Source organism: Fusibacter sp. A1 (genome assembly GCF_004125825.1).
Lineage (GTDB): Bacteria > Bacillota > Clostridia > Peptostreptococcales > Acidaminobacteraceae > QQWI01.
Window position 1 is genome coordinate 46,498 of record NZ_QQWI01000010.1, and the last position, 12,892, is coordinate 59,389.

Genomic DNA, 12,892 nt, shown 5'->3' on the forward strand with positions numbered 1-12,892 from the left:
GCGCTTTTCTTATCTTGATTTTGAGTGGATATTTTGGGTATCATTCAATAGGATCCAGAGTGGATGATCACAAAGTCTATGCTCTAAAAGGGTATTACTGTTCGGGAGGTACTAAGGTGAAAAAAATCACCCTAATTATTATGATGGTATTGCTGTTAGCAGGTTGCAGCCCCAAAATCGTGACGACTGACGATGCGATAAAAGATGCAACCATCGACAAAACTGAATATGCGACCGACGATGTTCAGATGGGTGGCAAGATCCCTTATGATGAGAGGGTCATTCTGATAGGGTGCCACGGGAATAAGCTTCCGTATTACGGACTGGAAGGTGATGAACTTGTCGGACCTGGAATTGAGTTTACAAAACTGATTTTTGATGAGCTGGGATATGACTACGAGTTTGTGGTAATGCCGTGGTCCAGGCTTTTGTCTTCAATGGAAAATGGCGAAATCGACGTTCTACTGGATACGATTTTGACAGAAGATAGGCAAAATTATCTGGATTATTCGGAGTTTCCTTATTTGATACAAATCGACAAGTTCTATGCACTCAAGACTTCAGACATCCCATATGACGGATCGTTTGGATCCATAAAGGGATATAAGGTCGGTGTTGTGCATGATTTTTCTTACGGCAAGTTAATTGATGATGCGATGGATGATGGTGAGTTCAATTTTGAAGAAACGAGCAATTATGAAGATAATATCGATAAGCTGAGAAACGGAAGGGTGGATCTGATCATCACCAACACGTTAGCTGCCGGCGGTTATATCACTGATGATGAGATTGTTTCTCTTGAGCCGTACATTTCCATGAACTATTCCTTCGTTACTTTTTCAAAAGCCAATGAGCTTGCTCGGTTGAGGGATGAATACGACAAGGTGTATGAGGCGCTCGTTCGTAGCGGTACGATCGCAGAAATGCTTGAGGTATACAACTTAAGTGAAATAGGGGACTCCATCGAGGAGTATGTAAGGTGAAAAGCGGCTGGAACTCTCAGTTGCTTTTTTTTTGTAAAAACAATCGTCGATTTGGGAACTTTTTAAAATTTGGAGCGTCCAATCACTATAAACAAAACAGAGATTTATGGAGGATTCAAATGAAAAGAATAATTGCTTTAGTGATGATAGTGTTAATGATGACATCTGGTCTGTCGACCTTTGCGGATTCGAATGATACTTTGGGCATCATGCCTGTATTGATTTCAGAACCGGGTACCCAGGAACCTGTGCCTACACTTTACCAAGGGGAAAATGCTGTGAGATTCGATGTTATTCAAGATGGAGATAAGTTTACCATCATCCTTGACGAGAATAGCTCAACAGGCTATTCCTGGATCTATGAAATAAAGGACGAGCAACATTTGAGCTTTATCACAGATATTCAAACGGCGTCAGAAACTCAATTGGTCGGTGCTCCAGGAAAACATGAGTTTACTTTTACAGTGAACGGGGAAGGCGTTTCAACGATCACATTCTCTTACAAAAGAGCCTGGGAAGAAGTAAGCATCGATACGTTGAATATTCTTGTCTACAAAAATGGCGACAAGCTCTTTGTTGAAGAAGACAAACCAGTCTATGCGATGGATGATGTTAAGCCTGTACTTTATACGACAAGTTCAGTGTACTACAATGATACACAAATCATTTCGGATGTACCCGTACAACTCATTGATGGGATCATGATGATTCCGCTTAGAAGCACACTTGAAGAAATGGGTTATGAGGTCAAGTGGAACGGCGAAACGAGCTCAGTGGAAATCTTAAAGGGTGCCCAGTGGACGTCTATCAAAATCGGTGTGAACGCCTATTTCAAAAATAGGATGGCGCAGTCGCCTCTTAGTGCCGCTCCAGTCATCGTAGATGGAAGAACACTTGTGCCAGCGGAGTTCTTCAATGTTATCTTGAGCAAGGGTCTAATCATTGAAGAAGGAAACTTGAAGCTTAATGACCGTGAAATGGCGCTTCATTCAGGTTACGTTAAAGAAATCAAGTATGATGAGACAGGAATGATGAGCATTACACTAACAAGTGACATGGATTCAGATGATATCATGCTTCAGACCATTATCCATACGTCACCTGCTTATACGTTTATGAATAAAAAAGTGGTTGAAGGGGAGTTCATTCATGTGATCAGTCCGATGATGATGACAATGAGCATACCGGGACAGACAAGTGGATATATCATTTACTAATAAACAAGAAAACGGCTACTGCGAAATAACAGTAGCCGTTTTTATTATGTTTTCGAATCAGTTGCCGTAGAAGAGACTGCTTGATGCGAACTGAGCGTCGCATGTCAGCTCGATTCCCAAGTTTCGCAAAGTTGCCTCATTGTTTGCGTGTAGAATCACGGTCGCATGTGTCTCACATCCGCGTAGGTCGGATAGGTGGTCAAGAGCGACTTGCGCCATCGGATTAAAGGCCGCACTTATTGAAAGGGCGATCAGTACTTCCTCTAAACTGAGAAGCGAGCGTTTGTCACCTAAGGATTCGGTCTTAAGCTTGATGATCGGATTGAGGATCGCCGGTGACAGAAGATGAACATCATCAGAAATTCCGGCGTGTTTCTTAAGGGCGTTGATCACACATGCGGCAGCCGCGTCCATTGCCTGTCCGTTCTTCCCTGTTACGATCTCTCCATTGTTGAGTTCGAGTGCTACAACAGGAACAGCGGTGTCGGTATCGTATTTTATCGCCAACTGCTCGGCATAAGCTCGCGCGGGTTCAACTACGACACGATGTGTCGGTTTAAGCTGAAGCTCCTCCATGATCATCTTCGATCGGTTGAAGGTGTCGATGTCGCACTGGCCTTTTTTGTATTCGCAGCCCGTCTTGAAGTAACGTCGGATGATTTCTTGTCGAGAAGCTTCTTTGATAGCCTCATCATCGGTGATGCCAAAAGCGATTCGGTTGACGCCCATATCCGTTGGTGACTGGTACATGGAGTCTGTTCCGGTTATCTTTTCGATGATCCGCTTAAGTACAGGGAACGTTTCGATATCGCGATTGTAGTTGACGGTAACTTCTCCGTAGGCTTCTAGGTGGAAGGAGTCCACCATGTTGACGTCCTTCAGATCCACGGTTGCCGCTTCGTATGCGATGTTAAGCGGGTGCTTAAGCGGCATGTTCCACACTGGGAAGGTTTCGAATTTTGAATAGCCAACGCTGTTGCCCATCTTATACTCGTGATAGAGCTGTGTGAGGCAAGTCGCAAGTTTACCGCTACCAGGACCTGGTGCGGTTACCACAACGATAGGCTTTGTGGTCTCTACATATTCGTTTTTACCATAGCCCTCGTCACTTACGATGGTATCCACATCTGTCGGATATCCCTTTGTGGCGGTGTGCTTATAGACTTTGATTCCTTTGTGCTCCAGTTTATTGATAAATGCCGTTGTTGCAGGCTGGTTGTCAAATCTTGTGATGACCACGCTATTGATTTCTAGGTCATTGTTTCTCAAATCGTCAATAAGTTTGAGTACGTCGATGTCATAAGAGATACCGAAGTCGCCTCTCATCTTATTTCTTTCTATATCACCCGCATAGACACAAACGATGACTTCCAACTTGTCCTTCAACTTATTGAGCAGTTTTATCTTTGCGTTTTCATCAAAACCGGGCAACACTCTTTTGGCATGCATGTCAAATATCATCTTGCCGCCAAACTCCAGATAAAGTTTATCGAAATTATTGACGCGTTCAAGAATGTACTTTGACTGTTCCTCAAGATATTTTTCAGAATCAAATCCTTTTTTCATAATAACCTCCAATGGTTTTCTTTAATCTATCATGCATATGGTTTGTTTGTCTACGTACATTTTGTCAAATACCAAGGAAAATCTAATTTGTCAACGGATCAATAAGGTACGACAATTTACGTGTTTGGCAGAAGCAACTGATTTTCTTAACAAAACAGTAAAAATTATAAGCGGATATAAACCGACGAATCGGGTAATAGATATAGCAACAAAGGATAAGTAGGTGCAAAAGGAGGTTTTTATGCGACTGATTGCAATTATACTGATCGTACTCTTGCTTTTCACGCTTCCTGTCAACTATGTAGCTAATTTGCTAGGGCGACCACCATCGAAGACTTGGCATGAGGAAGCAGTGGTCACGTTTTATGAAGACCAGATCATTCGAAAATACGCTCCCATAGATTATGTAAAATACGGTGACAATCTGATTTCTGTGGGGATAGAGGCAAATGAGCTGGACATAAGGCTCTTTAACAAGCAAAATGCTCCTGTGGATGCGTTCAAATCGGTGTTTATCGAAAGAGCAATCTGGCAGCTTAAGATCGAATCGGTTGACGAACGGGAGCTGTCTATACTGACATTCGGTGATTATGTCCTTTATAGGACTCGAATCAGCCTTGTCGATGGAACCATCACCAGCGACAGGCGTATTGCAGAAAATGTCATCAAGTTTGATGGTGAGGAAGGGTATGTCGTTTTTGAGCAGGACTCACAAATCTATTTGTTGATTCCTGATGGCGGTATGCAGTTGCTATTTAATGGAAATGTTAACCAACTTGAGCTTGTGGTTGGTGAAAACTACATTACAGTAGTCGATAACCGCAGGGACTTGGCGAAGTTTGAAACCCATGTCACAAACTACAGAATTGACACACACGAAATTATCAGTGTGAATTTAACAGAAACGCTCTCTTTGTCAACGGACAATTTTATTGACGCTAAGCTAAATGATGGACTTTTGGGTGTTCTATTGATGAGGACAGATGGGAGTGGAGTGAATGAAGTTGTAACGTATAAGGGTGTCGTTCTAGATGAGAACCTAAGTGCGAAGAAAGTGTTCGAACTTCAGAATAGGAACCTAAAAAAAGGCGCCTTGATTATTGAGATAAGACCTTCGTCATTCGATTTGGCAGTGAAACGATTTACTTCGAATTATGCGGATTATTTTAGGTTAAATACCGAATCAAAGCTCGTTGATTCGGAACGAATGACCAGGAGCCTTCACGTAAGCGCGATGCCGCTCTATGTAAAATCAGAGGAGGCGGACTACTTCTATTGGATCAACGTAAAATCAGGCGGAAAAGAACTGAATGCGACTACGACATCGAGCAGTGTAATTGACAAGGGGCCCGATATGATGGATTATCTCACATCTGCCTGGTTCACATTCGCCAGTGCGGCGATCATCATCTCACATCTTGCTCTCCCTTATTTTGTGATCATCCTGATGGCGATCTATCTTTGCTTCTATTTCGAAAAAAAATATTGGGAGAACAAGCTTATTTCAAAGATGACCGTTCCTTTTATCATTCTTGTCAGTGCAGTCTATATGATATTTATCATTGAATATCTTTTTGTCAAAAACTCGGTTATGCTCGCATATCTTCCTACGCTTTTAAGTGTGCGTTTAGGGCTCTATCTAGTACTTGCAGGGATTTTTCTAGTCAGTGCTGTCATTTTAAAACTAGCTATCGGTCAGTTTCTGATTTCTGGAAAGTACGCGAAGGTAACCGTGTTTACCCTCTCTGTGGTACTGTTATATATCGTCACAGTCAATATCTATGTGCCGATTGACTATTTTTTGCAGATGACCTTGTAAAATTGATTACTCAAAGGTCGTGATCTCATTCACCGATGACTAGATAAGCGCTCGCTGGATGAAGAAAGTGTGGAATATACGATCTGACTATTGACAGCATATGAATCTACTCATATAATCAGACTATTAAAGGCAATGAAGAGAAGAGTACTGTGTAAAGAAGGTCAAAGAGAGCCCCGATGGTGGAAAAGGGCACTGGACATGCGCGGGAAACAAGGCTTGGAGCTGCGCTGCGGATCGGTTGGTGATGTGGCGACGTGAGTTCACGTTACAGAACCGGAGCATCAGTTGTGCTCGATCGAGGCTTAGCAGCAAATTAGGGTGGCACCGCGACTATATCGCCCCTACGTTTTATACGTAGGGGCGTTTTTGTTTTTGTAAGCTTATATAAAGGAGGCAGCAACTATGAAAGAATTCAAAAGACCTAGACCGGAATTTCCAAAAAGGGCAGTGATCACAGCAGGTATGCCCTACGGTAACAAATCATTACACTTCGGGCATATCGGTGGTGTGTTCATTCACGCAGACACCTTCAGCAGATTCTTAAAAGATAGGATCGGTAAAGAGAATGTCATCTTCGTATCCGGCACGGACTGCTATGGTTCGCCGATCGTTGCAAGTTATAAGAAACATATCGACGAAACTGGTGAAAACATCACGATGCACGATTACGTATACAGATTCCACATGATTCAAAAAAATATTTTAAATGACTATGATGTTTCGCCCAGTCTCTACACTTCCTCAGCATTTGGAAGAAGCGGAGAAATTCATAATGAAGTATCAAAAAAACTGTTCGACACCATGTATGAGGGCGGCTACCTGAAAAAGATGTCTTCTCTGCAGTTTTTCGATCCTGTGGAGAACGAGTACCTTAACGGACGCCAAGTCCTTGGAGAGTGCCCGTTCGAAGGATGTAAATCGGATAAGGCTTATGCCGATGAATGCGCCCTAGGGCATCAGTATATGCCTAGCGAACTGATCAATCCTGTCAGTATCCTTTCGGGTGTCAAACCTGAGCTTAAGAATGTGTCAAACTGGTACTTCATTTTGGACGAGTATACTGAGCAACTGAAAAAAATGGTGGACAGGCAACGTAAAGAGAAAAAAGTTAGACCCATGGTCTTAAATATCACGGATGAGTTTTTAAAGGATCCGGCAATCTATGTCACTCGTAAAGAGCAGGAAAAACTAGTAGAAGCCGGTATTGAACTAAAGAACTGCACGCTGATCGACGAGCCTAAAAAACCGTCGGTAACCTATGAGTTTGATTCTCTGAGCGATCGGGATGATGCAAGAGCCATTTTAGAAGCGAGTTCGATCCGTTTCAGAACTGGCAAAACACTGGTTCCTTTCAGATTGTCCGGTAATATCGACTGGGGCGTTCCTGTTCCAAATAAAGAGGACTTGAATGATTTGACCTTCTGGGTATGGCCTGAATCGCTATGGGCACCGGTATCGTTCACAAAAGCCTATCTTGAATCCATCGGAAAGGATCCGGCGGATTGGAAGGACTGGTGGATCGCTGACGAGACGAAAGTCTATCAGTTCATTGGAGAAGACAACATCTACTTCTACGGTATCGCAGAAATGGGAATGCTGCTCGCTTATCTTGGCATCGGTCCAGATGAAAAAAGAGATTTAAATGAGGTGAACTTCCCGGAACTTATTGCGAACTGCCATCTGCTGTTCCTCGATACAAAAGCGAGCAGCTCTGGAGAAATTAAGCCGCCGATGGCTGATGAGCTCTTGGAGTACTACACTAAAGATCAGCTTCGCATGCACTTTTTAAGTCTGGGACTGTCCAAGAAGAGTGTGAGCTTCAATCCTAAACCATTTGATCCCAACAGCAATCCGGCAGAGGCGGACGTGGTGCTTAAAGATGGAAATCTGTTGACGAATGTCTTCAACCGTCTTGTGAGATCTTGCTTCTACACCGCTCAGAAATATACGGATTCTGTCATACCGACACATGAGGTTTCTGAGGAAATCCTTAATATCGTTGAAAAAGGTGTGCTTGAATACGAAGCGAATATGGCACGCCAAGAATTCCATCGGGTTATCTACACGCTCGACAGTCTGATTCGGTCGCTTAGCAAATACTGGGCCAGAGAAATGAAGATTGCAGATGACAATGATGACAACCTCCATAGGGAGCGTATCCTTGCCGATTCGTTCTATGGCGTGAAAACGACACTTACACTCTTGCATCCGATCGTACCGGAAAGTGCGGAGCATGCGAGAGAATATCTGAACCTGAATGAAACCGTATGGTCTTGGGACCATATTCTTAAACCGACATCGGTTCATATGGATGATTCTGAAAACCATAGACTTAAGTTTATCGAACCAAAATTTGATTTCTTTAAAAAGCACGAATGCCAATTTGGCGACAGTCAAGCATAAGGCGAAAGAATCGTGTATACTATTAATTGGTCGCTATTGATAGTACACCTTTAAATTTTAGGAGATAAACAATGAAGCTGATTAGATTTGTCAGGGGTAGAAACACAGAGAAAAGACAAATTCCAATAATTAAAAGAATAGTATACCTACCGCTTTTGGCGGTAATCATAGGCATCGCAGGGATTTCTTTTGTCGGATCGCGTACGATAGAAGATCAATTGCTCCACCAGATGAAAGAAAATGCGCTGGCTACGGCTGTTCAGATGGGTGAGCGTATAGGGCTTCAAAAAGACGCCCTGGATGTCATAGAGGAACAGTTCGCCGATAAAATCCTTATTGCCAGTCGTGTTCTAAAAGACCACAAGCACGAATTTGACCAGGTGACGATAAAGCGTATCGCCGAGCAGCTCAATATTGGCGAGACGAACTGGTTTAACTCAGGTGGAACGATTCTCTACTCGAGTATCGACCAATACGTCGGATGGACGGCACCTGCGGATCATCCTGTGAGCCAGTTTATCAAAAGTGGAAGCGACACGTGGCTTGAACCGATCAGAAAAGATTCTGAGTCGGATTCATACAACAAATATGGTTATGTTCGATTTGATAACGGTGAGTTCGTACAAATCGCCATACCTGCTGATCGGGTGATGGAGCTCACTGAGCAGTTTTCTTATCAAAAGCTGCTGGATGACATTGTAAATGATAATGAAATCTTGTCTGCAAGCATCTTTGCAAAGGATGGCATGATCATGGCTTCTACCGATTCGGTCGAGGATGCGGGTCATCCAAGCGAAATGATACTTCACATTCAAACAGGCGGTATTGAAAAAATTGAAAGCCATATCAAATTTGATGCGGAGTTGAATCAGAATATTTTGCATGTGTATGTTCCGGTGATTTTAAGTTCATCGGAATCGGGAATGCTAGCACTTTGCTATTCGATGGATCATGTTGAAAGAGCCGCCTATGTAAGCCAAGTGCAGATATTTACGATTGGAATATTGCTTGTTTTCATCGTCGCAGGTATTTTGTATCTGGCGCAAAAAAGACTGATCGTCGCTCCAATCAAGGCGCTTGATGATGACATGCAGGTGATCTGTCCGGAATCGGCGGTTGTCTATAGGCTTCCCATTCCATCGAAAGATCCTTTCCTGTCCATTAGAAAGACCACAAATACGGTACTTGATAAAACGCAGCAGTACCTTGAAGAGCTGATCTGTTTTCAAGAAGAGCTTACAGCGTCCAATGAAGAACTTGAAGATACGGTGAGTCAGCTGACTGCGAATGAAGAAGAATTAAGAGCGCAATATGATGAAATACAAGAATATGTACACAAAATAAAAGAATTGAAGCACCGCTATGAGATAGCCATCGATGCGACAAAATGTTTCTTATGGGAGTATTCTCTCGATACGAAGAGAATCTCCTTTTCAGATAACTTTGAAAGCATCATCGGACCCAAGGTAGATGACTATGCCCTAGAAGATATTTTTCAAAAGGCCGTTCATCCGGATGACGTATCAGGCTGCAGAAATGAAATAAGTGCATTCACTCAACGTGTGAATCAGGACAACCAACTTTCGGATGAAGGTATCCATCTGGAGCTGAGATTGAAAAATGAGTCTGGTGATTGGAACTGGTATATCATGCGTGGCAGAGGTGTTGACGATTACAGTGGTGTGAATCGTCTTTTAACAGGCGTTCTGGTCGATATCACCAAACAAAAGGAACAGGAATCCTTCATCAGGTATCTTGCCGACCATGATGCGCTAACAGGTCTCTATAGCAGACGAAAGTTCACAGAGGAACTGCAACTTAGACTCGACAGAAACGAAATAGGCGCTGTCATTCTAATGGACGTCGACAATTTTAAAGTGATCAATGATACATCGGGTCACGTGTATGGCGATTTCGTCCTGCAGATGGTAGCGGATACGCTCAAAGAGATTATTTCTAAAAAAAGCATGATCTATCGATTGGGTGGAGACGAGTTTCTGATCATAGTCGAAGGAGATATCCATTCAAAGGATATGGAGAACCGGTTTGCAGAGTGTATCAGCGGATTTAAAGCAAAGATGGAAGCGTCCTGCTCGAATCATCATGTCACGCTGAGCACAGGGATTGTCAGCTATCCAGACGACGGTAATACCGTTGAAGAGCTGCTGATCAAGTCCGATATTGCCATGTATAGCGCGAAACGGTCAGGTAAGAACCAATACCAGTTCTATAACGACAGCATGCAGGATCAATTGTCCAGAAAAGTGGAGATTGAACAACTACTTCGCAATGCCTTATCGCAAGACGGGTTTGAACTGCACTATCAGCCAATCGTACACACGCAGACGCAGGAACTCGCATATTTTGAGGCGCTTATCCGCTTGAAGGACAGGTCGGTGACTCCAGATGTCTTCATCGATGTGGCCGAAGAGTCTACACTGATAGAAGCCATTGGAAAATGGGTGATCATAGAAGCCTTTTCTCAACTGAACAAGTGGCGTTTGTCAGGCTTTGAAACAAAAAAAGTCTCGATCAACTTGTCGCCAAGACAGATCAGAGTCGCAAGTTTTGTCGAATTTGTGAAAGAACAGCTTAAGGTATACGAGCTTGAAGGGACACAAATTGAGTTTGAAATCACAGAAAATGTACTTGTTGAGAATTTGGACAGCGTGATAGAGATCCTTCATTCCTTGAATGAACTGGGTATTTCAATCGCACTGGATGATTTTGGTACAGGATACTCATCGATAAGCTACCTGACCTATATGCCAGTGAGCAAGATCAAGCTTGACAAGAGCCTAAAGGACAAGTTCATCCATCTGGAAAGCATCAAAGTCATGGATAGTATCATCAACCTCGCCCACGGCCTGAAACTGTCTGTAGTGACAGAGGGGGTTGAGACGCTTGAAGAGTACAGAAGACTCAAGCGGGGTGGAAGCGACTACATTCAAGGTTACCTGTTCAGCCAGTCGTTAACTGCTGCAGAAGCAGAGGGGTGGCTTGAAAACAACTTGAAAAAACCGGTGATTTCCGTTCAGCAAATCACGTGAACATCGAATACGCAAAACGAGCCTCTCCCTTTACTTGGAGAGGCTCGTTTTTTAATGTGTGATACTCAACGGTTTAAAGACGATATCCACTTCTACCCCTTGTTTTTCTTTGCTCTGAAGTGCGATTTGTCCGTTTAAGACTTGCGAAACCATGTTATGCACGATATGCAGCCCGAGTCCTGTGCAGCCTTTGCTGCGATTTGTCGTATAGAAGGGATTGAAAACCTTTTCGATAACCGATTCTTTGATGCCCTGGCCGTCATCGACATAATGAAGCTGTATGGCGCCATCGGTCTGATCGTATCGAATGGTGATGGTACCTCGCTGATTGTTCTCGTAGCCGTGCAGGATACTGTTCATGACAAGATTGCTTAGGATATAGGAAATAGCACCGGGATAAGAGACGATTTCGAGTGTCGGATCGCATTCGAGATTCACCTCGAGATTCGCGGTTCTTATTTTAGGCTGCAGTGTGACGAGTACGTCTGTTGTATAGGCATAAAGATTGAAGGTGCCGATCTCCAGGTTGTCTTGATTGGAAGCGACGGTTTTAAAACTTGTGACGATATCAGCTGTCCGTGACAGGTTGTTTTCAAGCATCATTAGCGAGTCATTTGTAGAGCTCAGATAATCCAACAAGTGCTTCTTGGTCATTTTGTTGCTATCCATGTGTTCCTTAAGTGTCTGGTGCTGCTCGATCAGGAAGGAGCTTAATGTGATGCTTACACCCAGAGGGGTGTTCAGTTCGTGAGCGACTCCAGAAACCAGTTCACCCAGTGAGGCGAGTTTTTCCGATTGTATCAGCTGTTCCTGTGCCTGGTTCAATGACACGAGAGATTCCTCCAGTTCCTTTGTACGCAGGGTTACCTGATGATTCAAGCGTGCATGCGACTTAAGCAGGGAAGATAGATAGACAAAGACTAAGATTGCGATGAAAAGCCCTAAAATAGGAAGGTACAGGTACTGGTTGGTCGGTGAACGCCATCCGCCGATCGGTTCGACTTCTAATATCCAGTAGTTGTCTTCAAGCGGCACAGGCAGCGAAATCGGATCGACAAGTCTTGACACTCCGGGTGAGAACAGGCGGACCTTTGTCTGCTTCAGTTCTGAAAGTGTGTAAAGATTCAGGTTGTAATTCTTTGTCGACTGCAACAGTCCTGAATTACCTAAAAGGCGATCGTAGTCGAGTATCACGTTCAAAAGACCGATAAAATTTTTTGGCAGCCCGTTTTCGTAGGACATGATCGGTACCCTGCTAATGATTTTTTGAGAACCGGTGGCCATGTCTGTGGAGACTGTGATGACGGTTCGTCTTGTATTTTTTGTCTTGACCACAGATAAGAACTCCGTTTGGCTAAGCAATAGATCTTGACCGATAAGGGAATCATTTAGTTTTGGAGGGTAGACATAGGATACGGTTGTGCCTTCTGTGAGCTGGACTTCCTTGATCAGATCGTTCTGCTGGGAAAATAGCTTCTCGCTGAACTTATTCAGTTCGTCAACGGTGCTATCAGGATGTAGTTGGTAATAGACGAGTAATCCGCGTGCCTTATCCATGGTCTGATTGATCTGGTAAATGAAATTCGAGATCGTTGTCGACATTTCGTCACGCACCCTTTGCTTTTCGCTGGCGATATCGTACTGGTAGGAGAACCATGACGCATAAGAGAAGATGCCTATAATCAGTAAAGAAGAGAGTATCGGAACCGCTTTCTTCAGTATCGGATGAGCCAGGGATTGTCTAATTTTGTTTAGGGGTAGATTTAGCATTTATAGCGCTCCGTTTCAGATGAGTTGATCGATGTTTAAAGCATACCCATATTGGGCATAGTCATAACAGACGAACATAAA

At 43.5% G+C, this 12,892-nt stretch carries 7 protein-coding genes and 1 other annotated feature; of the genes, 5 read left to right on the plus strand and 2 right to left on the minus strand.

Features of this window, described 5'->3' with window-relative positions:
- The first annotated feature begins 116 nt into the window (after positions 1 to 116).
- Both DWB64_RS14450 and DWB64_RS14455 read left to right on the plus strand, forming a co-directional pair.
- Positions 117 to 983, plus strand: a complete 867-nt coding sequence (locus DWB64_RS14450) for a transporter substrate-binding domain-containing protein (RefSeq protein WP_129488965.1) — start codon at positions 117 to 119, stop codon at positions 981 to 983.
- 119 nt (positions 984 to 1,102) lie between these two features.
- Entirely contained in the window at positions 1,103 to 2,200 is a 1,098-nt protein-coding gene (locus DWB64_RS14455) for a protease inhibitor I42 family protein (RefSeq protein WP_129488966.1), read from the plus strand.
- A 57-nt stretch (positions 2,201 to 2,257) separates the two neighbouring features.
- On the opposite strand, the gene DWB64_RS14460 is transcribed toward DWB64_RS14455, so the two are convergent.
- Positions 2,258 to 3,766 carry a DUF1846 domain-containing protein gene (locus tag DWB64_RS14460; RefSeq protein WP_129488967.1) on the minus strand — a complete coding sequence of 503 codons (1,509 nt, stop codon included), beginning with the start codon at positions 3,764 to 3,766 and terminating at the stop codon, positions 2,258 to 2,260.
- A gap of 241 nt (positions 3,767 to 4,007) precedes the next feature.
- On the opposite strand from DWB64_RS14460, the gene DWB64_RS14465 reads away from it, so the two are divergent.
- The 3 genes from DWB64_RS14465 (at position 4,008) to DWB64_RS14475 (ending at position 11,041) form a co-directional block, all read left to right on the plus strand.
- Positions 4,008 to 5,585, plus strand: coding sequence for a hypothetical protein (locus tag DWB64_RS14465; RefSeq protein WP_129488968.1), 1,578 nt, complete (start codon positions 4,008 to 4,010; stop codon positions 5,583 to 5,585).
- A gap of 126 nt (positions 5,586 to 5,711) precedes the next feature.
- Positions 5,712 to 5,934 (plus strand) — a binding site (T-box leader).
- A gap of 56 nt (positions 5,935 to 5,990) precedes the next feature.
- Positions 5,991 to 7,991 carry a class I tRNA ligase family protein gene (locus DWB64_RS14470; RefSeq protein WP_129488969.1) on the plus strand — a complete coding sequence of 667 codons (2,001 nt, stop codon included), beginning with the start codon at positions 5,991 to 5,993 and terminating at the stop codon, positions 7,989 to 7,991.
- Positions 7,992 to 8,062: 71 nt separating this feature from the next.
- Positions 8,063 to 11,041 (plus strand): EAL domain-containing protein, encoded by a 2,979-nt coding sequence (locus DWB64_RS14475; RefSeq protein ID WP_129488970.1) that lies wholly within the window; start codon positions 8,063 to 8,065, stop codon positions 11,039 to 11,041.
- 51 nt (positions 11,042 to 11,092) lie between these two features.
- On the opposite strand, the gene DWB64_RS14480 is transcribed toward DWB64_RS14475, so the two are convergent.
- Positions 11,093 to 12,811 carry an ATP-binding protein gene (locus tag DWB64_RS14480; RefSeq protein WP_129488971.1) on the minus strand — a complete coding sequence of 573 codons (1,719 nt, stop codon included), beginning with the start codon at positions 12,809 to 12,811 and terminating at the stop codon, positions 11,093 to 11,095.
- Positions 12,812 to 12,892: the final 81 nt, after the last annotated feature.